Raw genomic sequence first — 25,475 nt, 5'->3', positions numbered from 1 at the left:
TGTAGATGTAGAGTCCACAGTAAGCTGCCGAAAACGATTGATTCGATTGTTAATTATCTACCCGCAAGAATTCCGCGTAGATAACGTGCGGCTTACTTCTTCGCGTCGAGCAGGCCGCGGTTCTTCAACCACAGGTAAGCCAGGTTGCCCCATTCGCCGGTGCCGGGGGTCGACTTGGCCAGACCCAGGCCGTGGCGACCTTTTTCAAACACATGCATCTCGGCCGGGACTTTGTTCTTAATTAAAGCCATGTAGAAGACCACGCTGTTCGCCGGAGGGACGGCGGTATCTTCGGTGGTATGAAACAGGAACGTCGGCGGCGTATCGGAAGTGACCTGCAGTTCGCTCGACATCGATTGAACCAACTCTTTGTCGGCGTCTTTTCCCAGCAGGTTATTTTGCGAGCCCTTGTGGGTGTATGGCTGATCGAATGCGATCACCGGGTAACACAGAATGGCGAAATCGGGACGGCTGCTGACGCGGTCGATCGGATCGGTTGCTTCAGGATTGCCGGCATCGAAGTGAGTGATCGCCGACGAAGCCAGGTGACCGCCAGCCGAGAAGCCTTGGATTCCCACTCGGTTTGGATCGACACCATATTCTTCAGCCCGAGCACGCACCGTGCGGATCGCTCGCTGGGCGTCTTGCAGTGGAATGGGGTGCTTGTAGCCGCGACCGGCATGGCGATATTCCAACATGAACGCGGCCACGCCCCGTTCGTTCCAGAAGTTGGCGATATCGAACCCTTCGTGGCTGGTGGCCAGGCCGCCGTAGCCGCCGCCAGGACAAACGACGATGGCGCAGCCGGTATTGATCTCGGATGCCGGCAGGAAGACGGTCAGCGTGGGAATATCTTTTTCTTCGGTTCCGTTGGCACCGGGGGCACCATCTTTCCAGAGCGGTCCTTTCTTACCTTCGCCCGCCCAAACGGCCGTGCACGAGAGAAGCAGAACAAGACAGCACAGCGCAAGATTCTTCAGCATGATGGTCTCCACAGGGTGAAATCGGTGAGAGTGGGGCCGAGTTTGGCAGGTTTGGCGGATAAGCGGGATGTAATTCGCCACCGCTCATGGTAATTTATATTACACCGAAACAATAGTTTCGCTTGATGGCCTGTCCGATATCCTACCCCCTATCCTTCCCCTACCAAAGGACTTCCTGTGCGAAAAAGTCTGCTTGCCGTAACCTCTGTGGTGCTCGCATTGGTCACCGTCTCGTCCGCCTACACGTTCTATCGCCTGGCCGGAACCGGCGAGAAAATGACCTCCGCGGCCGGTGCCCTGGTCGAGTCGCTCGATGCCGAGCAAAAGAAGGTCATGCTGTACCCCTACGATAGCGAGCAGCGCCTCGGCTGGCACTTCATCCCCAAAGACGAGCGTAAAGGCTTGCAGATGAAGAACATGACCGAAGACCAGCGCAAGCTGACCCACGCTCTGCTGCAGGTCGCACTCAGCGAAGCGGGTTACACCAAGACCACCAAGATCATCTCGCTGGAAGCCCTGCTGAAGCACATTCAGACGAAGGGCCCAATCCGTGACACCCAGCGTTACTACGTGACCATCTTCGGCGAGCCCACCGGCAACAACCGCTGGGGCCTGAGCTTCGAGGGGCATCACCTCTCGCTCAACTTCGTCGTCGAAGGAGACAAAGTCGTTTCCTCCACGCCGCAGTTCTTCGCCACCAATCCGGCCCAGGTCAAAGAGCAAGTTCTCGACGGTTACCCCAAGGGAATGGAAGTGCTGAAGGACGAAGAGCAACTCGCATTCCTGCTGGTGAACTCGCTGGCGAAAGAACAGCTTGAAAAGGCGGTCATCGCCGAGAAGTGCCCCTCCGAGATCCGCAACGCCGGCGAACCGCACCCACCGCAAACCGCCGCCGAAGGGATCGCCTGGAGCGACCTCAACGCCGACCAGAAGGCCACGCTGAAGACCCTGATCAACACCTACATCTCGGCCATGCCGCAGGATGTCGCTGCCAAGCGTTACGCCGATCTGGAAGCAGCCGGCTGGGACGGCATTCACTTTGCCTGGGCTGGCGGTTTTAAGGGGGGCGTGCCTCACTACTACCGCGTGCAGGGCGAAACGTTTCTGATTGAATTCGTCAACGCTCAGCCGGACGTCTCTGGCAACCCGGCCAATCATATTCACTGCGTATGGCGTGACATGCGTGGCGACTTCGCTTTGTCGGCGAAGTAACGCGTACGTGGTCATTCCATCCTAACGGAATTGATGATGGAAAGTTTGTGTGTCTTTTGCGGGTCGGCATCGGGAAGCCGGCCTGCCTATGCCCAGGCAGCCCAGCAGCTAGGCCACTTGATGGCCGAGCACAAGATTCAGCTCGTCTATGGCGGCGGCAAAGTCGGCATGATGGGTGCGCTGGCCGATGCGGTTCTCGCAGCCGGCGGCCAGGTGATCGGCGTGATCCCCGGGGCACTGGTCGAACGCGAACTGGCCCACCACGGCTGCACCGACCTGATCGTCGTCGACTCGATGCATCAGCGCAAAGCCAAGATGTCGGACCTCTCCGATGGCTTCCTCGCCTTACCAGGCGGATACGGCACGCTGGAGGAACTATTCGAGGTCATCACGTGGGCCCAACTCGGCTTCCACCACAAGCCGTGCGGTCTGTTGAACATCGAAGGCTTCTTCGATCCGCTGCTGGCGATGCTCGACCAGGCCACCGACCAGCAGTTCATGTCCACCGACTGCCGCGGCCTGCTGCTGACCTCGGACGATCCCGCCGAGGCCTTACAGCAACTCATCGCCGCCCACCCGCACGAACAACCGCGGTGGATTGATCGGTCGGAGACGTGAGGATGGCGCCAACCGTCTACGTAATCGCAGGCCCCAACGGAGCCGGCAAGACAACGTTCGCCTCGAAGTTCCTGCCTGACTTCGTCCACTGCAAAGAGTTCCTCAACGCCGACCTGATCGCCGCCGGTCTTTCACCGTTCGATCCGGAATCGCAGAGTGTGGCGGCAGGGAAGATCATGCTTCAACGGATGGATGAGCTGACGCAGAAGAGAGAAAGTTTCAGCTTCGAGAGCACCCTCTCTGGGCGTGGCTATATTAAGAAGTTTGATTCTCTCCGAGAGCGGGGCTATGAAATCGAAATCTTCTTTCTATGGCTGCCCCATGTAGAGAATGCCGTGATTCGTGTTGCTAACCGAGTGCGGCAAGGCGGACATAATATCCCAGAACAGGTGATTCGGAGAAGGTATAATTCAGGAGCAAGGAACTTTTGGAATACGTATCGCCATTCCGTTGATCGATGGCATTTGTATGATGGTTCTTGTACGCCGCCATCTTACCTCGCCAAATCTGCTCCTGGACATTTAACGGTGCTTGACGACGTTTCCTACAAGCAGTTCACATCATTCGCAGAGAATCTTCATGATTGAAAAGATGAATGACATCTCGGACAAAGCCGACGCTGCGTTCCGTGCTGCAATGGTTACCGTTATTGAAACGTGTCAACGTACGAAGACACCGCTGCTTGCAAAATTCGATGGTGAAATGCGCGAGATCCCGCACGATCAAATCGAAAAGTACATCGACGTAGAAGCCCTGCGAAAGCAAGTGGAACAAGAACGCCCCAATAGTTAACGCACCAGCGTCAAACCGGTCGGCAGACTCTCGCCAAAGATCTGCGACTGTTCTTCCTCATCCAACTGCCCCCCTTCCCGCACGATGCGGACCCAGTGCTCGGTTGCTTGCTGCTTTTCAAGCCATGCGGCGGCCTCGTCGCGGGCATCTTCGGCCAGGTCGCGGTAGCGGTCGTCGGTGCGGCGGGCTAGTTGCATCACCGCCAGTAGGTCGGCGCGGTCGGTCGTCTTTTGGGTGGTGATCGCTTTCAGCCACTGGGCGGCAATCTCTTTGGGAACCAGCGTATTGAGCGGCCCGTACACCGGCGTTCGTGTGCCGAGCCGGCCGATCGTCCAGGCCATCGCTCCCCGCGCCGGCTCCAGTTTCTTCTTCCCCAGCAAATCGACCAGCATGCGGCCGATCTCGGTTTTCTCTTGGGCTCCCAGCAGTTCCAGGCTCCCCAAAAGTCGCCACACTTCGATTGCTTGTTGTGGGGTGAACGTCGCTGCGGCCGTCCCTCCGCCGCCACCGCTGGTCATGCGCTTGTGCATCACACGCGTCGCGACCAGAAGGGGTTCGGCGATGGCCAACTGCTGCCCTCGATTGAGCCCGCCCGCGATTCGCCGCCAGAGAATCAGCGACTGGTTGCGACAGTTATCGTCGTTGTGAATAACTTTGCCCTGCAGCAGCTTCCACGTTTCCGAAACGCGCCAGTCATCCAGTGCCAACCCATACCCCGGCCGCAAACAGTAGCCGGTCAGGTTCAACCAACGCGACTCGTGCGTGGGGTCTTTGCCGCGGCCTGCTTCCAGGTCCATCAGGTGCTCCCACATCCGCCGCAGCAGCGACGTTGGCCATTGGTCTCGGGGCATCTCCAACGCCGCATCCAGGTCTTTCATCAGTGGCTGGGGTTTGCGGGTCGCCTCGCTGCCGAACGTTTCGCTAAGGATCTGGGCCGCATCGTTCCACAGCGACTCGTCGAGCATCCCTTCCGCTTCCTTGGCCGACTCGTGCGCGGCGACGTCGGTTTGCGTGGCGCTGCGAATGTCGAACTGCAGCCGCCAGGTGCGGTCGCTATCGACCTCGGCGCACCATAGTTCAATCGTGCCGATCTCAGTGAGCTTGGCGTGCAGGTGAACGGGGATCGTCTCTGCTTCTGCCCGGCGGCGTGCCCGCAGCACGGTGCGAATCGGCGGCAAGGCTTTGATCTGCTGCGGATCGATCGGCACCAACTGCCCCGGCTGGTCGATCAGGCGTGTGCTGGAAATGAACAGCGGGAACTCGACCGGCTCCGACACACGCAGTTGAAACGTCAGATCGAGATCGATCTCTTGCCCTGGCTCGGTCGTCGCAGGCAAAAGACACATCGCCTCAAGCGTGTCGCCGCTGCCGATCCCAATGTAATACGTGCGGGCCAGGTTGGCTGTGATCTTCACGCCAGTCCCGCGGCGAACTTGACCGTAATAGGTCGCCCCGCGCGAAACGGCCAGGTCCAGGTTCTTGTTCTCAAGTAGCACCGGCTGCCAGTTGGTATCGTCCTGGGTGAACCAGCGAGTCAGCACTTTCAGCAGACGCCCTTTGAGTACCGGCGATTCGAAGAAACCACCATTGAATAAAACGAGATCAGGCCGCACGGCCCCGCTCGCGTGACGACTTTCCTCTTCGATCACCTCGTGGTGCGTTGTCAGGAAGTGGGCCAGCCAGCGGGTAATCGCCGCGTCGGGGGCATACGGCAAACCAAATTCTTGAAAGCCAGACGTCCGCGTGTCCGGCATGTCTGTAAGCTCGCACTCCGGCAAAAAACCTTCGGCCAGCACCTGGTGGACTTCGTCGCGTGTCACCTCGCACTGCAGCGCACCACCAATCAACTTCGAGCCGAGTGCCGGCAGGCTAACCGTCTGCGACTGCGGCGCATCGGGGCCCAGGAACGACTCTTTAATCTGTCGACACCGCCGTACCAGGATCGACCACCGATCGGCCGGCAGTTTGTCCTTGGGCGAGAGCTTCTGTTCCAGGTGATGGGCCAGCGCCAGGTCCAAGTTGTCGCCACCCAGGATCAGGTGTTCGCCGACCGCTACTCGGTGGAACTGCACCAGGTTCTCTTCGCCGGCCCGAGCACGGATGAGGGTGAAGTCGCTTGTGCCGCCACCGATGTCGCACACCAGGATCGTTTGCCCTGGCGAAACGTGCTGCTGCCAGCTGTCGGCATGCTTGGCCAGCCAGTCGTAGAACGCGGCCTGCGGTTCTTCGATCAGCACCACGCGGTTGAGCCCTGCCTGCCTGGCCGCTTCGACGGTCAGCTCCCGCGCGATCTCATCGAACGATGCCGGAAGCGTCAGCACAATATCTTGCTGCTCCAGCGGTTCCTTCTGGAAGCGGTGATTCCACGCTTGCCGCACATGTTGCAGGTAACGGCTGCTCACTTCCACCGGCGAAAGCTTCTCGACATCGGCGCTGCCATGCCAAGGGAGTAACGCCGCCGTGCGGTCGACGCCTGAGTGCGAAAGCCAACTCTTGGCCGAGTTGATCATCCGCCCCGGCACGCTCGTGCCGTGATCGCGGGCAAACATGCCGACCGCGGAGTTCTCGTCCGATTTGCTCCACGGCAACCGCAGCGCGTCTTGGGGAAACTCTCCTTGCGCCGCTTGATAGTGGAACGACGGCAGCGTCGACCGGGCTTCGATCTGCCCCGGCGCGATCACCTGCGGAACCGCGAACGTTTCGATCTGCGCCCCTTCGGTCTGCGTATCGAGGAAGGTCACGGCCGAGTTGGTCGTGCCCAGGTCGATACCGACCAGATAACGACTCGGAAGTTCCTCTTCGTCGCCAGGCCGCGGCTGAGCAGAGGTTGCTTTGACGATTGACATGGTGGGAGTGATTTCTTAATTAGTCACAGGGCAGATAGAGATCGCAAAGAGGGAATCGAACTGCGGATTACGTGGATGAACGCGGATAGTAGGAGATGGAATCGTGTGTCAATACTGGCTTGTCCAGCAGTGGCACACGGTTGTGTTGCTTCATCTCTTATCCGCGCCTATCTGCGTAATCCGCGGTCGCTCTTCTTCTCTTTGCTCAGCGTTCTCTGTGAACTCTGTGGCTAAGTCTTCTCTGGTTTCGTAGGCCCCTCACCCTAACCCTCTCCCCTCGGGGGCGAGGGGACAAGAATGAGAGTAAGCGTGCCTGGTCCTCTTCGCGAACTTAGTCTTCTTCGCGGACGTTGAACTCTAGTTTCCAGCGGCCCGATGTTTTGCTGCTGACGCACCACAGTTCGAGCATCCCCAGTTCGGTCACTTTGCTGTGGAAGGTCACCGGTACGTAGGGCTCGTTGATCTTGTCGTCGCGCGGCAAAGAAGCTTCCAGGCTGTCGGTCTCCGAGATCTCGGCTTCGTCCCAGCGCTGGATCATCTGCCCTGGCTTGTCGTCTTTGCGGATCGGCGACGAGAAGAAGCGGAACTTCGTTGTCTCGCCTACCACCAAGCCGACCTCGGCGCTGGGGACATCGGTCTCGGTTCCTTCTTCCATGCCGATCGGCACGACGTTGAGCAAATGCAATGGTCGCGGAGCACCGGGAATAGCCAAGCCGGAGGTTTGAATCCCGACGTAATAGGCCTGGGCCGTACCGCCGCGGATACGAATGCCCCCCTTCTCTTTCTGATAGCCGTAGAAGGCCGCACCACGAGCCACCGCGTAGTCGAGGTCGTGATCTCCTTCTAACCGCTGCGGAGGTTGATCTGGCTGCCACGAGGCGATCGTTTCCATCAGACGCGTCTGGAATGGTTCGCTCTTGAACACGCCCCCATTGAACAGCACATGCGTCGGATGGATCGCGCTGCCAGCTTTCTCGGAATGCTGCGCCAGAAACTCGGCCAGGTGCCGCGTAACGGCTGGGTCCGATTCAAACGGCAACCCCAGTTCTTGAAAGCCTGAGACGAACCCGCGTTCCGGTTTATCTGTCGCACCACATGCCGGGAAGAAGCCTTCCAGCAGCATGGCTTTGATCGGCTCGCGCTGGACGTCGACCGAAACGGTCTTGGCGATCAGCTTGCTGCCGCGACCGAGAATGCTAACCGGGTGCTTATCGGGCCCGCCTTCTTGCAGCAGTTGTTCCTTCGCCGCCCGGCAGCTATGCCACAGCGAGACCGACTGCCACGGATCGAGCGTGACGTTCTTCTCTTTGAACAGTTCCGCCACGTGAAACGCCAGGGCGAGGTCCATGTTGTCGCCGCCGACGAGCAAGTGGTTGCCGACCGCCATCCGTTTGAGGACCAGTTCGCCTGCTTCTTCTTCGACGGTGATTAGCGTCAGGTCGGTCGTACCACCACCGACGTCGCATACCAGCAGCTTGTCGCCCACCTTCAGGGCCTTACGCCACTTTTCGCCCATGTGACCCAGCCACGAGTAGACCGCCGCTTGCGGTTCTTCCAGCAGGGTGAAATCGGCCGGGAAGCCAGCACCGCTGGCCGCTTCGTGCGTCAATTCGCGGGCACTGGCATCGAACGAAGCCGGCACCGTCAGCACGACCGCTTGCTGGGCGAAGGGATGCTCGGGATGGGCCTCGTTCCACGCCGCGACCATGTGTTGCAAGTAGCGCCGCGATGCTTCGACAGGCGAAACCTTGCCCACTTCTTCGGGCGCGTTCCAAGGGAGGATATTGCCTTGCCGGTCGACCTTATGATGCGAGAGCCAACTCTTCGCGCCGCCGACGGTGCGGTCTGGCGTATCGGCCGACTGACGACGAGCCCACTCGCCGATGGCGAACGATTGGCTTTCGTCCCACGGCAACCCGAGCTTGCCCCCTTCGGCGTCGGCTTGGGTAGCAAGGTACAGGAACGAGGGTAGCGACTTACGGTTCTCGATGGTGCTGGCCGCGACCAGCTGCGGAATTTCCAGCAACTCGACAACCGGCTGCTCCGCTTCCAGGTCGCTGAAAGCGATCACGCTGTTGGTGGTACCGAGGTCGACACCAATGACATATTTAGCTGCCACGTGGTTAAACCTCCACTTCCGCCGGGTTGAGAACCTGGGCCTGCTCTAAGGTGCCGTTGAACTTGGGGACGTCGCACTTGGTCGCACGCCAGCCGCGATGTACGAGCGTTCCGCCGGATGGCTTCTCGTTCTGCACGTTCCCTACCAGGCGAATCTCGCTGGCGTCGAAGGAGGCTGGCAGTTCGATGCGTCCACCTTCTTCTTCGCTAAGTACCGGGCTGATGGCAAACAACCGGTTGAGGGTCGCCTTGGTGTCGCGCTGCACGTCGCGAACGGCGGCACCGATCTGGGCGTCGTCGTACTCGCTCAGGTCTTCCTGAAACAGATCGAGGAAGCGGGCCTCGCGCTGCAAGGTTGCCAGCAGCACCAACGCGTCGATCCCATCGGGCCGCGGCGGCTTGGCCTTCGGTGGTGGTGGCGGCGGAGGAGGTGGCTCCGGCTTCTTCTCTTGCTGCGGGGCAGGCAGCGAAAGCGATTCCGCTCGCTGGGCGACTTCAGAATTAAATAGTATTTGGAAAAAGAGCTTGAAAGCTAAACCAATTCGGCTCATTCACTTCACGCTGTGGTTAAATGACTACTACGTATAACGGGTGCCTGGGGCGATGCCCACATCTTCTAATTGGGCGTGGCACCCAGTTTGATTTCTTCGTTCCTCAAAGTCACACCCAGACGGGTGTCCAAGACGTTCCAACGTATCGGTAATGTTATTTGCTTGCAATTGGCCTGCACGTGTTGGCGAAGATGCCGACGGTAACTCGGCTTACGGGCGTAAAGATGGGTGCTAGAAAATACGGTGAACCCGGCGCTCTTTAGACGTTTCCTAGGTGCGGGCCCATTGTTAGTATATGAGTCCGCGCGGGCAATGATTGACCTGCTTACCTTCGTTGGAACAACTTCAGGCATCCCTCCACTATGGCCACCGACGCCGCCTCGCTTGAGGCAGCATCTTTGCGACGCGATCCGATCGTTCGAGCAACGCCGTTCTTTTATGGCTGGGTCATGCTGGGGGTCGCGATGATCACTCAGTACTGTACCAGCCCTGGTCAGACCTACGGCGTGGCACTGTTCAACAAGCACATCGCCACTTCGCTGGCGACCGAAACGTTCAAAGCGGCCCACCCAGGCCAAGAGGTCGTGCTGACCAAACAGCTGATCGACGCCGAGATTGTGACGGTCACGACCGCCTATTTGTGGGGGACCATCCTGGCCGCGTTTCCCGTTCCCTGGATCGGAGCACTCGCCGATCGCTGGGGGCTGCGTAAGACGGTGACCCTGGTCATCGTGCTGTTCGGCCTGGCGTGCATGTTCATGTCGCAGGTCGAAGGGCCGTATGCCCTGTTCGTGGCATTTCTGGCGATCCGAACTTTGGGGCAAGGCTCTCTCACGCTACTGGCGACCAACACGGCCGACATGTGGTTTCAGCGGAAGCTCGGTTTTGCCAACGGGATTCGCAACCTGTCCGCACCGATCGCGTTCGGCACGTTCCCGGTCATCACCATCGCCCTGATCAGCTGGTTCGGCTGGCAGCAGGCCTACTTCGCATTAGGGGTGGGCGTGTGGGCGATCATGTTTCCGATACTGATCTTCGTGTTCCGTAACCATCCCGAAGAGGTCGGCCAACTGCCCGACGGAGAGAAGCGATCGGCACGCAAGGATAGTGAATCGGAAAGTCGCGGGTCGTTCTTCATGATGCCGCAGCTGACGTTGGGTGAAGCCCTCACCGAGCGTTCGTTCTGGATTGTCCTTTCCTTCATGACGATGTGGGCCATGATCGGCACCGCGCTCATGTTTATGGTGGTGCCGTATGTCGAAAGCCGCGGTCTTTCGGAAGAAGATGCCCAGGTGATTTTCTGGACGATGGCCATCAGCATGGCCAGTTGCCAGTTCTTCGGCGGCATCCTGGCCGACTACTTCAAGCTGAACTACCTGATGGTGGCGGGCTCGGTGATGCTGGGCATCGGCGTGCTGGTCTACCTGTCGATCGATTCGGTTTGGATGGCCGGTGCGTATGGGCTGACGTTTGGGATGGCCCAAGGGGTGGCGGCTGCCGGTTCGAACTCGCTGCTGGCTCGCTATTACGGCCGAGCCCACCTCGGGAAGATCAAAGGGTTTCAGATGATGTCGGTCGTGGGTGGCAGTGCCGCCGGACCGTTTCTGATGAGCCAGGGGAAAGAACTTCTGGGCAGCTATGACTCAGTGCTGTGGTTGTTTGCTACTATGTTGTTCGTTCAGGCGGTTGCGTGCTTCTTCGCGACCCCGCCCGCCGCACGCGAGGAAGTGGCGGACCCCAGCAAGTATTCCCATCCGCAAAGCACTACCCATGGCACGGCTCCATTTACGGGGACTTCCTCCGGGGACCAACCGCAACCAGCTCTTCAAACTGCTGATTGAACAGGCGGATATCCCCGGCAAAGAAATCGGCGCGATCGATCTGGTCCGCCGTCAGGCCAGTGTCGAAGTCGCTGAAGACCGCGCCAAACGCGCCGCCAAGACCCTCCGCGAAACGCTGCCGGAAGTCGACGCATTCTTCGAACCCGATCAGATCGAATGGCCGCAACGATTCGTCGACTTCCGCCGCTGGATGGCCTTGGAAGCGAAAGAAGAATCGCAGCGTCTGGCCGATGGCAAGCAGACCGATGGGATGCTCAAGGGGCTGAAGCTGCACGAACAGTGGTCGGCATTGGCGGGCCGCGTCATCTGCCAGTTTCGCCCCAAGACCCAAGGGGCCACGCTCCCGCCACATCGCTTTCGGACCGGCTCGCCGGTGGTGGTGCAGGACGTCGAACAAAACCAGGTTCGCGGGCTCGTCGCTTCGGTACGCGACGGCTCGATCGAAGTCGTCACGCAAGACTTTCTCGAGAACGATGACGACCCTTACAACCTCATTCCCAGCGACGACGAAGTGACGCGTCGCCGAATGGAGTTCGCCTTGAAGCGAGCCGCCAGCGCGGCTGGCAATCGCCTGGCTGACTTACGTGACGTGCTGCTGGGGGAAGCTGCCCCGCGGTTCAACGCCGCCGCAGTCACCGGCGATGCCCCGCGTAGTTTGAACCCATCGCAGTGGGAAGCCGTGGAGAACGCCCTGCGTGCCGAGGACGTGGCGATCATTCATGGTCCGCCTGGGACTGGCAAGACGGTGACGCTGGCGCATCTGATTCGCAGGCTTGTCGATCGAGGCGAGAAAGTTCTGGCGTGTGCCCCCAGTAATCTCGCGGTCGATAACCTCATGCTGCGGGTGATGGCCCAAGGATGCAACGCCGTGCGGCTCGGTCATCCGGCTCGTGTGTCTGAAGAACTGCACGACGCGACGCTCGATTACCTGGCTCGCTCGCATGCCGATGCCAAGCTGGCCGAGAAGCTCATCCGCGATGGCCAGGCCAAACTGCGAAGTGCCGGACGTTATACGCGAGCCAAGCCAGCCCCCGGCGAGCGGGCTGCCCTGCGCGATGAAGCCCGTCAACTGTTCGACGATGCCCAGCGAATCCAACGGCAGACGCTCGATCAGATTCTTACCAGTGCCCAGGTGCTGTGCGTTACGTTGACTGGTATCGACGACGATCTACTCGCCGGACGCATGTTCGATACGGTGGTGATCGACGAAGCGTGTCAGACAGTTGAGCCAGCTTGCTGGATTCCCCTTGCTCGTAGCGGGCGCGTGATCCTCGCCGGCGACCACTGCCAGCTTCCGCCCACAATCCTTTCGCAGGAAGCGGCCAGTGCCGGCTTCGCCGAGAGCATGCAGCAGCGACTGGTGAAGCAGCGGCCAGAGATCGCCCGACTACTCAAGCGGCAGTACCGAATGCACTGGTCGATCATGGATTTCAGCAGCCTCGAATTTTACGACGGCCAGTTGGAAGCGGACGAATCGGTCGCCACGCACGACTTGCAGCCGCTGCTTAATGGCGAAGTCTACGTCGATCCCAAGCCGTGGCAGTTCTACGATACCGCCGGGGCCGACTTCGTCGAGCAGGAAGACGACGCGAGCTCAAGCCGCTTCAACGATGCCGAAGCACGGTTCGTCGCCAAGAAGGCGGCCCAACTGATCGAGGCCGGCATTGAGCCCTCGGCGATCTCGGTCATCTCGCCGTATGCCGCCCAGGTTCAGCGGCTGCGGAATCAGTTGCCTGCTGGGGTCGAAGCGGACACGGTCGATGGGTTTCAAGGCCGCGAAAACGAAGTGGTAATCATCTCGCTCGTCCGCTCGAACACCAACGGCGAGATCGGTTTTTTGCTCGATACACGTCGGATGAACGTGGCCCTGACCCGCCCTCGACGAAAGCTGATCGTGGTGGGAGACAGCTCGACGATCGGCGGTAACTCGTTTTACGAAAGGCTGTTACAGTACGCCGAGTCGATCGACGGGTATCACAGCGTATGGGAAGAACTCGATTAATCCGATAACCGGCTGGTAGCGGTGTCTTCTTTGACTTTGCGCGACAACAGATTTCAGCTATTATAAGAAGTTTACCGCCTCGGCTAATCTTCCTACCTGGCTGCCGGGGCCTGCGTGAAGCTTGTTCGCTACGAACCCCAGAGGATTCCATGACCGCAAATCATCGCGTTTCGCGACGTACTTTCTTGAAGACATCGAGCGTGGCTGCCGGTTTGGCCGCGGCTCCGATGTTCATTCCTGCGACTGCTTTTGGTGCCAACGATCGTGTTCTGACCGGTCACATTGGTGTCGGCGGCATGGGCCGCGGCAACCTGGGAAAGTTCCTCGATAACGCCGTCGCCGTGTGCGATGTCGACTCGAAACATGCCGAGAACGCCGCGAAGATCGTGCTAGACAAGAAGGGTCGCGAAGTCGAGATCTTCGGAGATTACCGCAAACTGCTCGATCGTAAAGATATCGACGCCGTCGTGGTGAGCACGCCTGATCATTGGCACGCGATCACCACCATTCATGCCTGCCAGGCCGGTAAGGACGTCTACTGCGAAAAGCCGCTGTCGCTCACCATCGCCGAAGGTCGCAAGATGGTTGAAGCGGCTCGCGCGAACAAGCGCATCGTGCAGACGGGTTCGATGCAGCGATCGTCCGACAATTTCCGCCGTGCGTGCGAACTGGTTCGTAACGGCTATATCGGCAAGGTTCATACCGTGCATGTCGGTCTGGCCAATGCCAACGACCCTGGCAAGCTGCCTGCCGATAGTGAAGCCCCGGCGAACCTGAACTACGACTTCTGGCTTGGCCCAGCCAAGGTGCGTCCTTACAACGAGAAGCGTGTGCATTACAACTTCCGTTTCTGGTGGGACTACTCCGGCGGTCAGATGACCAACTGGGGTGCCCATCATATCGACATCGCCCACTGGGGGCTCGGCAAAGACGATAGCGGCCCGCTCTCGGTGCATGCCGAACAGGTTGCCTACCATCCCGAAATGGCTCACGAAGTGCCCGAAGCCTGCCGTATCACTTATGACTATGGGGACGGCGTGAAGATGATCGTCGGCCAGGGTCAGAAGGATATTAAAATGGGTACCCGCTTCATCGGCGACAAAGGCGAGATCTACGTCAACCGTGGCGTGTTCCAGCCATCGTCTGAAGAGATCGGTGCGATCAAGCTGAAGGATTCGGACATTCATCTGATCGACAGCAACAATCATCACCAGAACTTCCTGAAGTGCATGGAAACCCGCGAGCTACCGATCTGCGACGTCGAAGTCGGCCACCGCACGGCGACCGCTTGCCACCTGGGCAACATCTCTTGCCGGTTGCAGCGGAAGATCGAGTGGGACCCGGTTGCCGAGAAGATCAACGGCGACGACGAAGCGGCCGAAATGACCCACCGAGCTCACCGTGCCCCATACGTGCTCGGTTAAGCACTTTCGCAAAACAATCGCAAAAGCGGGATCGATTCGATCCCGCTTTTCTTTTGGAATAAACTAAGTCAGGATTCGGTGTCGTTTCCGTTACTATTGCTGAGCCCCAACGGGGCGGAATGTAATAGCCAGGGGCGTGAGCCCCTGGAAAGATTGATCAAAAAGCGATAGCCCTGAAAGGGCGACATAGTTCTGGCACGCTGGATAGGTTGTGCTGCTATGCCGCCCCGTTGGGGCTCGCATCGGGTTTAGTTCGTTGACCAGGGGCTTACGCCCCTGGCTATTTCATGTCGCCCCGTTGGGGCTCCACATCGAATTTGCCAATGCGTATGTCGCGTTCACTGGCCCTACTTCCTACCGCGATAACTTGTCAGGACTTCACCTCATGATTCGAATGCTCTCCAGTCTGTCTCTCGTATTGGTTCTCTCTGCGATGACCTTTGCCGCTGAAAAGGAAGTGCCTGCGAGCATTGCCAAGTGGAAAGGGGAAATGGACAAGTTCGCCAAGCAGGACGAAGCCAATCCCGTTAAGCCTGGCGGCGTGGTCTTTGTCGGCAGCAGCAGCATTCGCATGTGGGATCTCGATCAATCGTTTCCCAAGCTGCATGGTCTGAACCGTGGCTTTGGTGGTTCGCGCCTGGAAGATTCGGTTTACTACGCCGATCGCATCATCCTGCCGTACAAGCCACGCACGGTTGTTGTGTACGCCGGCGATAACGACATCGCTGCGAAATACACCCCCGAACAGATTCGTGAAGACTTCCAGGAGTTCGTTTCGACGATTCGCGAAGAACTGCCGGAGACAAAGATCCTGTACATCGCCGTGAAGCCGAGCCTGAGCCGCTGGAAGCTGATCAAGGAAGTTCGCGAAACGAACAAGCTGATCGCCGAGCAGTGTGCCAAGACCGACAACTGCGAGTTCATCGACATCGACGCCCCCATGCTCGGCGAAGATGGCAAGCCGCGTGCTGAACTGTTCAAAAAGGATGGCCTGCACATGACCGATGCCGGTTACGCCATCTGGGCCAAAGCCCTCGAGCCGCACTTGAAGGACTAAATAGCTTGCCTGCGGCGGCAGCAGTGCTGTCGCCGCTCTTCTTTACGGTATCGTCAAAGTCTTCTAACGACCCAGAAAAACTTGCCATAGCAGGGATTGGTGCCCCTCTTTCAGGTTGAGTGCGAGCTATGCATCGCACGATCTTTGGTAACGTTTTAACTTCGAAATCTTCCGGGTTGCGACGACTTCGTGGGCGGCGTTGGCAATCCTTGACGATGTAAGAGGAGCGTTGCCGTGCGATACATGAATGGATTAATCGTTGTTGTGTTTGGGGTATCTCTGTGCTTGGGCTGCACACATACCCAGTTGCGAAAAAACGCTGTACGGCAAGCAGGAACACTGACAGATATCTACGAGCAACAGGTGCTGGACAATCTGGCCCGGTTTGCTCATGACCCGAATGTGGCTCCATCTTTCATGTACCCTACCCAAGGCGGACAGGATGTTGTCGATGGGGCGGATGCTTCGAGTACAACCAATTGGAGCAAGGCAGGCTTCGCTAGTGAAGCCTTGGGGTTCCGAGCAGCTCGATCGATGAAAGAGGCCTGGGTGATGACCCCAGTGCACGATGTTCGTCGTCTCGAATTGATGCGGTGTGCTTACCAGCATGCGATGTATTGTGCCGGCCTCCACTCAACGATGAGCTCGTGCCCTGATTGCGACAAGCTACAGAGGAAGTTCTATCTTGGGTCTGCGTCAGGAAAGTACAACAAGGACGATCCATCGCTGGATAACCTTGCCTACTACAGTCGATCACAAGGTCGCACGACGCCTGCGTGCTTCGAACAAGTGTGCTGGTTGGGTTATGGGGACAAAAGTTGTGTTCCTAAGAATTGTGATTGTTTGAAGGTGGGCGAATATTGCGGAACTTATGTTTGGGTATTGCCGTGCGGTCAGAGTGAACTGACCAAACTGACGTTTACCATTCTCGATTACGCTTTGACACCTCAGGCACCTTCTCAGTCGAAGAAGGTAACAATTTTCTACGACGCCCAGGGGCACCAGATCGCTAACCGGGATAACGCTTCCTTCGTCGAAGAATTTACGACTGGTGGTGGCCCAGGGGTCGATGATTACGTCTTCAATCCCAAGGCAGACGCCGTTCGCCAAGAGCTGCGTCAGGCACGCGAGTCGAGAGCGATGCTGCGATTGCAAATGTCACAACAGCAGGACAATGGGGCGGCGAAGGCTGTACAGTCACAACAGCTGCAATCGATGGAGAGTCAGATAGATTCACTGCAGAATAAGCTGAATGCCATCGAGCGTGCTCAACCTCGGCCCGCTCCGGAAACGCCACCGATTCACGCACCTCTGCAAGGTCCATTCAACTACCAGCCGCTGGAGTTGCAACTGTATCAAGACCTACTGACGCCTCGCTTTTAGTAACGAGGTATCAACACTCAAGAAACGACAACGCCCAGTGTATTCACTGGGCGTCCTCTTTTATAGACTCGACTTTAGGTAAGTCGTGGGCCGTGCGGCAGGAGGTCTAGTCCTGAACCAGCAGGCGTTCTTTCATGGCGCGACGTTCGGCACGCAGGCGGGCTCGACGCTTCAGGTCGCTCGGCTTTTCGTAATACTTGCGGCGGCGCATCTCTTTCTTGAGACCGCTACGCATAACCAACTTACCAAACCGACGAACTGCTTCTTGAATCGATTCCCTGTCGCGAACGAGTACCTTAACCATTGGTTACCTAAAGATTTCCTTTGTTTCGATAGCCCGACTTGCTGCCGGAAAAATGTGGTTTATGGGAAGCACTACTTCAATATCGGTGGCGCTTGTCCTCTAATCAAACAAGTAATATACCGCCAGAGCAAGCGATGCATCTAGTCCATTTAGAAAAAATCGCCCCTCTATACCCTGATTCTTGGGCAAATCTTGGTCAATTTAGGAGGAATGCGGCGAGTTGGGGCCGGTTTTTCCGCGTCAAATACCCCCTCAGCCGAACAGCTTCGCCTCGCTGTACTCCTTAATATACCCCTTCAGGTTGAGCTTTCGCATGGCACTATCGCTGGTCATGTAGCGGATTTTGCCGAAGATCTCCCGCTCGGGACCCCAGGCCCGGTCGTACCGTCCGAAGCACCAGAAGATGCCGCTGTAGCTGTTAGGGTTCCGACCATCCAGGGCATACTTGTTGTTCAGGTGAATGAGAATCTTGGCGGCGTACTCCGGCGTGTTGGTCCAGTGCAGTACCTTCTTCCCCCATAGCATTCGCAGGTAATTGTGGATTCGCCCGTCGCGCACCAGTTGCCGCTGGGCCGCGTTCCACAGCGGATCGTGCGTCTGCGCTTTCTCGAACTGCTCGAGCGTATAAACGTACTCGCGGTCGTCCTGCTTATGCTCGCCGAGCGTTTGCTGAGCCCAGTCAGGCAGCGAGCTGAACTGGTCGTAGTCGTCTCGCAGGTGACACATGTTGTACCCCAACTCGCGCCAGGTGATGATCTCGTCGAGAAACGACTCGGCGTTGGAACTCATGTTCCACCACCCTTCCCGGCTGCCGGTGACCTTGGGGCTGATCTGGCTCGGTTCCCACTTTTCCTGCTTTGTCAGCTCGTGAAAAACCTCGTGCACCGAGAGATGACCGAAGTGCAAATAGGGGGACAACTGGCTCACGCATTCGCTCTCGACGTCGTTTCGCTGCTCGGCGTATCGCGGCAGGCCCTGTTTCAGGAACCACTGCATCTGCTGGCGGGCAGCGTGTGATCCTCCGTGCGTCTCGACCGGGCCCACCTCGTGATCGATCGGCAAGCTGGCGACAAAATCGGCCGGGCTCTCAAGCGTGCGTTTGTCGATCGAGGGCCACTTCTGCAGCACATCGGCAATCAGCTTATGGTTGGTGGCTGGGAACGACTTCTTCGCCAGCGGGTTGGCATTGGGGGCGATCTCCAGGTGCGGCGGCAATTCCTTCTGCAGAAATCGGCGGAAGCTGTGAGCCCGGGGGAAGTCGCGGTCGGCGGCTCGCATAGGTAGCAAACCATTGCTGTCGATCGCTTCGAGCTTTACCTTCATCCGCTTGCCAACCGCCGCGACCATCCGCGGCAGGAAGAAGCACGGGAAGTCGTCGGTCACCACCACGCACGCATCGTGGCCCAGCGCTTTGAGCAGCCCCTGGGCGGCGTCCGGCTTGGGTTCGACATAGGGATAGTACACGACGGGGCTGTCGGACAATGCGTTTAAGTTGTCGAGCATCCCCTGCAGCACGAATGTGTGCAGCCGATCGCTGGCCCACTGATAGCCCACGCGTAGGGCTTCGAAAACGATCAGCGGCTTCTTGAGCTTGTCGGCCCACCATGCTGCCCGCTGAAGCGAGAAGTTCCACTCGGTCCGCCGATTGGCGATCATCCAGTACACGACATACTTTCCGTCCTGATTGACGGGGGCATCGTTGATGTCGCGAATTCGCAGCTGCCAAAGTTCGGCGGACAAGGGAAATCCTTTTCAGGTGGTACGTGGGAAACGAGTCAGCTTATGGGAACCGGAAAAGCTTTGATCAATTAACGGCTCGTTCTCAAGAAAATGCTGGAATCGCCAGCGGGCAATTGGTAATTTGCCGTCAGTTGGATTCTAACGATTCTCATCTCAACTGGGCTCGAAGCGTTATGCAACTATTCTTACAGATCGTGGGCGGAGCGTTTGTCGCGTTGGTCCTCTTTGTGATCGTGGCCTATTTCCTCATTCGCTGGAAGCTGCGAAGTTGGCTGAAATCGCTGGGGGATTTGATTGCCCAGGGCCTGGGTGGCGGGGTGCCTCCCTTTCGGATCAAGCTCACTCGGCGCAGTGAACTGGGCGATCCCGAAGAGGAGTGGGTGCAGGACGAACACGCGAAAGCGTTCGAATCCCTCACCGAGCAGTTCCAGGACCTCGGATTCACCAAGCTCGAAGACTACGTGATGGAAGAGATCGCCACGCAGATGCGGATTCTGCTCGATCAAGATCAGGCGACCACCGCGGTGGTTTACTGCCATCCGGTGATTGGTGTCTGGTCCGATGTGACCCGCCGTTACCAGGACAAAACGAGCTGGACGTTCAGCAGCACCAAGTACCACGGCATGGACATCCCCCCCTACACGACGCAGAAATTCTTTCCCGACGAATCGGTCGAAGAGATCTTGGCCAAGTTCCGCGCGGAAGCTCCCGAAGCAGGCATGATAACGATCACCAAGCAGGAGTTTCCGAGCTTGTTCGAGAAGGCGTATGCTCGGGAAATGGACTGGCGGATGGAACGTGGCGGCGCGACCGAAGAGGAAATTCGCCGCATCGCCGAGATGAACGGCGACCAGTGCACCGACGAAACGGTGCGTCAAATCCAACTTCAGTGGCGGACTGCCATTCATGAGTTTGTCTCCGACAAGGCGCTCAAGCGGTATCGCAAAGATGCCGAGCTCAATTCGTTCGAGTGGGACCATGTGCAAAATTATGGAGTCGTCATTCACGAGCGGATGCAGGGGGAACAGTTGCTGCAGGTCTACGACGAAGAGTACTACCCGGACATTCTCGGCCAGTCGGACGACGACGATGATGAAGACGCCGCCGAAATGCGCGAGCAGCGGCAAAAGTGGAATCGACGGATCGACGAACTGAACCAGGCCCTGACCCGAGGCAACCCGCAGCAGGTCTTTCGCGACATGATCGCACTGCAAAACGGATCGGATACGCCGAAATTGAAATGGGAATACAAATCGTCCGTCACCGAACCAGTCGCCGCCGACATCTGGACACGTACCTACGAAGAGGAAGATGAAGACGAAGGTTGGGACGACTAGGATTTTTTATCCGTTGGGGCCGTCTCGATTCATCCGGTCCCCTCTTCACCGTCTGCGAGGGAGAGGGGACAGGATTTCGACACACAGGCTACTTATTGCCGGCCTAGTAGCTTTCGCAGGCACCGTTCCAGGTTCGGGTCGCGGTAGTGGTACTCCGTTTCTTCCAACACTTGCGGTTCCATCCGGCAACTGGAAAGGAGCATCTCGTCGGCCATTTCTCCCATCGCCAGTTTCGCCGCGAAGGCGGGCACCGGCAGAAACGTTGGGCGGGAAATCACTTTGCCCAGTGTTTTGGTGAACTCCTCGTTGGTCACCGCTTTGGGCGTACACAAATTGACGGGGCCTTGGATGGCGTCGTTCATCATCATGTGATGCAGTGCCCCCACGACATCGTCGAGCGAGATCCAGCTCCACCACTGCTTGCCGCTGCTGATCTTGCCGCCGACGCCCAGCTTGAACGGCGTGAGCATCTGAGCCAGCGCGCCTCCTTTGGGCGAAAGCACAATGCCCAGTCTCGCGTGGACGACGCGAATGCCGGCATCGCGAGCAGGCTGAGCGGCGGCTTCCCACTCTTGGCAAACGTCCGCCAGAAAACCGTCGCCTGGGGGCGAGGCCTCGGTGAGGATCTCGTCGCCGCGATCGCCATAGAAGCCCATCGCCGAGGCGCACACCAGGACCTTCGGTTTGTTCTTGAGTTTGGCCAGCGACTCGCATAAGAGGCGCGTCCCAGCGACGCGCGAGCTGCGGATGGCTTGCTTCTTTTTATCGGTCCAGCGGGCGGCCACGCTTTCGCCGGCCAGGTGAATCACCGCATCGAGCCCTTCGAGCTTCGCCGCGTCGATCTCTTGTTTTGGGATGTCCCACTGGATCGTGTTTTCGCCCGCCGAACGCGAAATGGAAACGACCTGGTGCCCGCCGGTGGTGAGGAACGGCCCCAACTGCGAACCGACCAGGCCGCTGGCACCGGTAATGGCAATCTTCATCGTGGGGCGTTCCTGATAGCGGGCATGGGCGATCAGATCGTAGGTGGTGGTATCGTGGCGGTAACGAAACATCTGCAGCAGCATCTTCTCGACCTTCGACCGGCCGAACCGCTGCCCCAGACTTCCGCCGGGGATATTGTAATCGACTTCGTCTTCCAGCACGCAGTAACCGTCGTCGCTGGGGAGGAACCGATGGGTGTGCTCCCACTTGGCAAAAGGGCCGGAGACCTGGCGATCGTGAAAATAATGGTTCGGTTCAAGGGCCGTGTGCTCGGCAACCCATCGTACCGGAAAGCCCCCGACGTGCATCTTCAGCACGACGCGGCTGCCAGGTTCGATCGAGCGGCTACGCTGTTCGATCTGCACGTCTTCCCACGGAGGAATCAACCGGTCCAACGCCCCAGGCTGCTCGTGCCAATGAAACGCGGTGGCGACCGAAACGGGAATTTTGCTGCGATAGGTAAACATGGGAACCCCTCCGAGAAGAAATACTCTCCTGCGGAATGACCGCGAGTTCCAACCGCGGTTAACCAACCCCCCTGATTTTACAGTAAATTGGGTAGGAGTGGTTACCGAGCCCATATGTCTGCCAAGAACGAAGCACGCACCTGCATCCAGTGCAAGATGCAGCGCGCACACATCCGGTCCCCTCGCCCCTGCGCACAAGAGGGGTAGGTTGAGGGGTTTCTGCGCGAGACGAATGCACATGGCAAACACACACCCAAGAAGACTTGAGGGTGGCACCCGGAAGCTTGTTACTGATGTGCCGTAGGGTGTGAGTAGCGCAGCGAATCGCACCAAGCAGCGCGTTCACGCATACCAATCAAAATAGAGACCGCATTCGGTGAGAAACGAGAGCATCGCGTTCGTGAGAACGCAACATTCACGAACGCGTAACGCTCACGAACGCGTAACGCTCACGAACGCGTAACGCTCACGAACGCGTAACGCTCACGAACGCGCAACATTCACGAACGCGTAACGCTCACGAACGCAATCTTCTGCCAGCCCCAACGGGGCGACCGTTAATAGCCAGGGGCGGAAGCCCCTGGTACCCGTGTCACAAACCATGAGTCCTAAGCCCCAAGGGGGCGGCCGAGTGCGCGCAGCATTTCGGCCGCCCATTCAGGGCTTAAGATGTCTTTAATTCGATCACTTTCCAGGGGTTTCCACCCCTGGCTATGAACGGTCGCTCCTTTGGATCTGACGAGTCAGGGTGGTCCGCGCTCGCTGGCTTCGGATGATACTCCCGACAACACCCCGGGGGCCACGCCCAAGTCCGCTTGGGCGTACTCTTCGATGGGTTGAACGGATGGTTTGCGCGGGTCTGCTGTGGTGGCTCCACTCGCACGCCCAAGCGGACTTGGGCATGGCACCCGGATGGTTGATTCGGTTTTGCGTCGTTCGGTTTTCAGTAGCTTCTTCAGCCGCTTGAATTCGCTCTCTTGGCGGTCGATCACCTTCAGGTGATACGTGATCCACTTGAAGGCCTGGTCAAGCTGTTTGCCGGTGGGGACGGGGATTCCGTCGACCGCTTTGCCGGCCCATGTGGGAAGTGTCGGCTTCTGGGGACGTTGGGGTTGCGGCGGCCGTTTGGGCCGTTGTTGGGTCGCCGCAGGCGGCGCTTGGGTTCGTACGGGGAAACTGAAGTCAGGCATCACGCGGACGCATCCTTGGGAGGACGCTTCGCCGGTGGCGCCATCTTCGGCAGAGGGTTGCTTGGGCAACTGCTGTTCCGCCCAGCCCAGCTTCCCGACGACGTCGGCCGGGATTTCGACGAGTGTTCCGCACGACGAACACAGATAGACCTTCCCCGCGCGCACGAAGGCCTGCGGAAGGTTCTCTGGCGAGAACGATCCGTCGGGATTCGGTTGTGCGCTGGGTGAAGACATTGGGGGAATACTCGTGATGGTGTGCGTTTCAGGGAAGCGTCCCTGCGTGAGATTTAGTTATAGATGAATACGTGAACACATGTCCAGTGTTTTTCTGGAAAAGCTTTTCCGGAGCGTGTGGCACTGCTGAGGGGAGCTGTGGCATACCGTCGGATCGAGTGTTGATGAGGAGCACAGGCACGCCCAAGAAGACTTGGGCGTAGCACCCGGCGAGAATCGCTTGCAGACGACTGGCATTTTATTTGAATTTTAGGCTAACATAGCAGCATGCCGAAATCGAATGCTCTTCGAGAGAACGTTTGCGTTGCCCCCAAGGATAGATCGGCCTGAGAATTCAATGAACCATCCATGGACCTTCCCCGAAGAGGTGCTGGCGATTCTTCGCCAGACAACGTGGGACCCCAAAGCGATCTGCATCTTCGATGGAGTCTCGGGCGGGCTGTTGTGGAGTGACGAGTATCCGCCGGAAGCGATGGCGGTTTGCTTTTCCAGTAACAACTGGGCCTTCCGGTATGTGCTGGCCTACCGGGCGTCGTTGATCCAGGGAGAACCCCGCGAGGAATTTAGTGCTCCGTGGGATCAACTGGTCGAACAGTGCCCGAACTGGCCCGGCCTAAGGCCTGAACGGCAATCACCGACGCTGCGAGATCATCTGATCGAGGCGCATGCCCGCTTCGCGCGGAAGTTCCAGGAAGTGGATACGAAGTACGGTGATACGCGGCGCGAGATGTAACGTCCGGAATCTTAGTCGCGAAGCAGGTGCAACCTCGTTTATTCCCAAGATCTTACTTTCGTTGGATGCATTGCATGAGCGATCCACGATTCTTTCCCGAAAGTGCGCTGGTGATCCTGCGGCAAACGAGTTGGGACCCAGACGCGAAATTCGATTACGAAGGCATGTCAGGCGGACTTGTCTGGAGCGACGAGTTTCCTCGCGAAGTAATTCGGGCGTGCCGCTGCGAAGATAGCTGGGCGTTCCGATACATTCTCGCGTACCGCGCGTCGTTGATACGAGGCGAACCCCGCGAGCAGTTCGGCGTGGTTTGGGATCAGCTCGCTCGCGAATGCCCGAATTGGCCTGGGCTGCGACCCGAGCGGCAATCGCCGGCGCTGCTCGAACACCTGAACGCGAAAGAAGATCGTTTCGTGCAAGAGCTGGAAGCATTTGACCAGTCTTGCCAGCAGACTTCGCAAGATGACCAGCGACCGGAATTTCCGTAGGGCCTCGCGCTAGCGCGGGTCGTATCGCTGGTACTTGGTATCGGACCCGCGGCAGGCAGGCTCTACTTACTTAGACCGTCAAGGAATCCAGCTTTCCGATAATCGCTTCCGCGAAATCGGTTGTCGAGGCCGAACCCTTCAGGTCGCCGGTTAGGGTGGTGCCTTCTTCCAGGACGGCGAACAGCGACGCTTCGATCTTCTTGGCGGCGTCGGTTTCTCCCATGTGTTTGAGCATCATCGTGGCGCTCAACAGCAGGGCCGTGGGGTTGGCCAGGTTTTTGCCGGCGATGTCGGGGGCCGTGCCGTGGACGGCTTCGAAGACGGCGGCATCGGTGCCGAGGTTGCCACTGGGGGTCACACCCAATCCGCCGACCAGGCCGCTGGCCAGGTCCGAGAGGATATCGCCGAACAGGTTCTCCATCACCAGCACGTCGAACTGGTGCGGGTTGAGGACCATCTTCATCGCGGCGGCGTCGACGATGCAGTCGTCGTACTCGATATCGGGGTAGTCGCGGGCAACCGTATTGCAGGTGTCGAGAAACAGCCCGTCGCTGAGCTTCAGGATGTTGGCTTTGTGGATGCACGTAACGCGCTTGCGTCCGAGGCTGCGGGCCGTTTCAAACGCGAACTGAGCGATGCGTCGCGAGCCGGCTTCGGTGATCACGCGGAGGCTTTCGACCACGCCAGGAACAACGGTGTGCTCGAGCCCGCTGTAGAGCCCTTCGGTGTTCTCGCGAACGACGATCAGATCGACGTCCTTAAACGGAGCAGGCACTCCCTTGAGCGACTTGGCCGGGCGATAGTTGGCATACAACTGCAGTTCTTTGCGCAGCGAGACATTCACGCTACGAAAGCCGGTGCCGCTGGCGGTGGCCAAGGGGCCTTTGAGAGCCAGCTTGGTGGTGCGGATGTTATCGAGGGTCTCTTGAGGGAGCGGGTCGCCATTTCTTTCGTATGAACTGAGACCTGCTTCACACGGAATCCATTCGATCTTCACGCCTGCTGCGGCGATGATTTCCTGCACGACATTGGTAATTTCTGGACCGATGCCATCGCCGGAAAGCAGACAGACTTGGTGTGACATGTGAGTGCTCCTCAAAGTTTTTTGCCGGTTCGCCGTAATCAGCCCCATGGGGCTTGGCAGCGGACGTAACGATTGTCTACGAACCTA

General features: G+C 58.4%; 21 protein-coding genes. 12 read left to right on the top strand and 9 right to left on the bottom strand.

The genetic code is table 11. The annotated features are described in order from the left end of the window. Positions 1 to 92: 92 nt before the first annotated feature. Positions 93 to 983 (bottom strand): alpha/beta hydrolase, encoded by an 891-nt coding sequence (locus C5Y96_RS11530; protein WP_105353243.1) that lies wholly within the window; start codon positions 981 to 983, stop codon positions 93 to 95. Between the two features lie 177 nt (positions 984 to 1,160). Here C5Y96_RS11530 and C5Y96_RS11525 point away from each other — a divergent pair, with 177 nt between their 5' ends. The 4 genes from C5Y96_RS11525 to C5Y96_RS11510 are packed head-to-tail and all read left to right on the top strand — an operon-like array spanning position 1,161 to position 3,605. Continuing rightward, positions 1,161 to 2,195, top strand: coding sequence for a DUF3500 domain-containing protein (locus C5Y96_RS11525; RefSeq protein WP_233198920.1), 1,035 nt, complete (start codon positions 1,161 to 1,163; stop codon positions 2,193 to 2,195). Positions 2,196 to 2,228: 33 nt separating this feature from the next. Continuing rightward, entirely contained in the window at positions 2,229 to 2,813 is a 585-nt protein-coding gene (locus C5Y96_RS11520; protein WP_199188680.1) for a TIGR00730 family Rossman fold protein, read from the top strand. Between the two features lie 2 nt (positions 2,814 to 2,815). After that, a complete protein-coding gene (locus C5Y96_RS11515; RefSeq protein ID WP_114322175.1) occupies positions 2,816 to 3,400 on the top strand; it encodes a zeta toxin family protein in 585 nt (194 codons plus the stop codon). After that, positions 3,393 to 3,605, top strand: coding sequence for a hypothetical protein (locus tag C5Y96_RS11510; protein WP_105353239.1), 213 nt, complete (start codon positions 3,393 to 3,395; stop codon positions 3,603 to 3,605). Before C5Y96_RS11515 ends, C5Y96_RS11510 begins: the two co-directional genes overlap by 8 nt. Here the strand turns inward: C5Y96_RS11510 and C5Y96_RS11505 are convergent. The 3 genes from C5Y96_RS11505 to C5Y96_RS11495 all read right to left on the bottom strand — a co-directional run bounded on the left by C5Y96_RS11505 (position 3,602) and on the right by C5Y96_RS11495 (position 9,120). Continuing rightward, positions 3,602 to 6,451, bottom strand: a complete 2,850-nt coding sequence (locus C5Y96_RS11505; RefSeq protein WP_105353237.1) for a hsp70 family protein — start codon at positions 6,449 to 6,451, stop codon at positions 3,602 to 3,604. The genes C5Y96_RS11510 and C5Y96_RS11505 overlap by 4 nt on opposite strands. A gap of 331 nt (positions 6,452 to 6,782) precedes the next feature. After that, complete coding sequence (locus C5Y96_RS11500) at positions 6,783 to 8,570, bottom strand: Hsp70 family protein (RefSeq protein ID WP_105353235.1); 1,788 nt, start codon at positions 8,568 to 8,570, stop codon at positions 6,783 to 6,785. A 4-nt stretch (positions 8,571 to 8,574) separates the two neighbouring features. Next, a complete protein-coding gene (locus tag C5Y96_RS11495; protein WP_105353233.1) occupies positions 8,575 to 9,120 on the bottom strand; it encodes a DUF2760 domain-containing protein in 546 nt (181 codons plus the stop codon). Between the two features lie 362 nt (positions 9,121 to 9,482). Here C5Y96_RS11495 and C5Y96_RS11490 point away from each other — a divergent pair, with 362 nt between their 5' ends. From C5Y96_RS11490 to C5Y96_RS11470, 5 genes are all read left to right on the top strand, one after another. Next, positions 9,483 to 10,961, top strand: a complete 1,479-nt coding sequence (locus C5Y96_RS11490; RefSeq protein WP_105353231.1) for an MFS transporter — start codon at positions 9,483 to 9,485, stop codon at positions 10,959 to 10,961. After that, on the top strand, positions 10,891 to 12,963 hold the full coding sequence (locus C5Y96_RS11485) for an AAA domain-containing protein (protein WP_158261188.1): 2,073 nt from the start codon (positions 10,891 to 10,893) through the stop codon (positions 12,961 to 12,963). Before C5Y96_RS11490 ends, C5Y96_RS11485 begins: the two co-directional genes overlap by 71 nt. A 149-nt stretch (positions 12,964 to 13,112) precedes the next feature. After that, complete coding sequence (locus C5Y96_RS11480; RefSeq protein ID WP_114322174.1) at positions 13,113 to 14,387, top strand: Gfo/Idh/MocA family oxidoreductase; 1,275 nt, start codon at positions 13,113 to 13,115, stop codon at positions 14,385 to 14,387. Positions 14,388 to 14,772: 385 nt separating this feature from the next. Continuing rightward, positions 14,773 to 15,444, top strand: coding sequence for an SGNH/GDSL hydrolase family protein (locus C5Y96_RS11475; protein ID WP_105353227.1), 672 nt, complete (start codon positions 14,773 to 14,775; stop codon positions 15,442 to 15,444). A 234-nt stretch (positions 15,445 to 15,678) separates the two neighbouring features. Further along, positions 15,679 to 16,827, top strand: a complete 1,149-nt coding sequence (locus C5Y96_RS11470; RefSeq protein ID WP_146115630.1) for a hypothetical protein — start codon at positions 15,679 to 15,681, stop codon at positions 16,825 to 16,827. A 106-nt stretch (positions 16,828 to 16,933) separates the two neighbouring features. On the opposite strand, the gene rpsU is transcribed toward C5Y96_RS11470, so the two are convergent. Together rpsU and C5Y96_RS27085 are read right to left on the bottom strand one after the other, a co-directional pair. Beyond that, positions 16,934 to 17,131 carry a 30S ribosomal protein S21 gene (gene rpsU, locus C5Y96_RS11465; protein ID WP_105336245.1) on the bottom strand — a complete coding sequence of 66 codons (198 nt, stop codon included), beginning with the start codon at positions 17,129 to 17,131 and terminating at the stop codon, positions 16,934 to 16,936. Positions 17,132 to 17,383: 252 nt separating this feature from the next. Further along, the gene (locus tag C5Y96_RS27085; protein WP_158261187.1) at positions 17,384 to 18,871 is read right to left on the bottom strand and encodes a deoxyribodipyrimidine photolyase; all 1,488 of its coding nucleotides are present in this window, start codon (positions 18,869 to 18,871) and stop codon (positions 17,384 to 17,386) included. Between the two features lie 173 nt (positions 18,872 to 19,044). Between C5Y96_RS27085 and C5Y96_RS11455 the strand changes: the two genes are divergently transcribed. Then, complete coding sequence (locus C5Y96_RS11455; RefSeq protein ID WP_146115629.1) at positions 19,045 to 20,208, top strand: hypothetical protein; 1,164 nt, start codon at positions 19,045 to 19,047, stop codon at positions 20,206 to 20,208. A gap of 92 nt (positions 20,209 to 20,300) precedes the next feature. Here C5Y96_RS11455 and C5Y96_RS11450 read toward each other — a convergent pair whose 3' ends face one another. Both C5Y96_RS11450 and C5Y96_RS11445 read right to left on the bottom strand, forming a co-directional pair. Then, the gene (locus C5Y96_RS11450; RefSeq protein WP_105353219.1) at positions 20,301 to 21,659 is read right to left on the bottom strand and encodes a TIGR01777 family oxidoreductase; all 1,359 of its coding nucleotides are present in this window, start codon (positions 21,657 to 21,659) and stop codon (positions 20,301 to 20,303) included. A 743-nt stretch (positions 21,660 to 22,402) separates the two neighbouring features. Continuing rightward, positions 22,403 to 23,083: a hypothetical protein gene (locus C5Y96_RS11445; RefSeq protein WP_105353217.1), complete on the bottom strand. Its 681-nt coding sequence runs from the start codon at positions 23,081 to 23,083 to the stop codon at positions 22,403 to 22,405. A gap of 337 nt (positions 23,084 to 23,420) precedes the next feature. Here C5Y96_RS11445 and C5Y96_RS11440 point away from each other — a divergent pair, with 337 nt between their 5' ends. Beyond that, positions 23,421 to 23,816 (top strand): hypothetical protein, encoded by a 396-nt coding sequence (locus C5Y96_RS11440; RefSeq protein ID WP_105353215.1) that lies wholly within the window; start codon positions 23,421 to 23,423, stop codon positions 23,814 to 23,816. Between the two features lie 74 nt (positions 23,817 to 23,890). Beyond that, positions 23,891 to 24,304 (top strand): hypothetical protein, encoded by a 414-nt coding sequence (locus C5Y96_RS11435; protein ID WP_105353211.1) that lies wholly within the window; start codon positions 23,891 to 23,893, stop codon positions 24,302 to 24,304. A 70-nt stretch (positions 24,305 to 24,374) separates the two neighbouring features. Here C5Y96_RS11435 and C5Y96_RS11430 read toward each other — a convergent pair whose 3' ends face one another. Next, positions 24,375 to 25,388 carry an isocitrate/isopropylmalate dehydrogenase family protein gene (locus C5Y96_RS11430; protein ID WP_105353209.1) on the bottom strand — a complete coding sequence of 338 codons (1,014 nt, stop codon included), beginning with the start codon at positions 25,386 to 25,388 and terminating at the stop codon, positions 24,375 to 24,377. Positions 25,389 to 25,475: the final 87 nt, after the last annotated feature.

This window comes from Blastopirellula marina (assembly GCF_002967715.1).
Taxonomy (GTDB): domain Bacteria; phylum Planctomycetota; class Planctomycetia; order Pirellulales; family Pirellulaceae; genus Bremerella; species Bremerella marina_B.
Note: the sequence above shows the minus strand (reverse complement) of the source record. Positions and strands in the feature narration are given on the sequence as shown.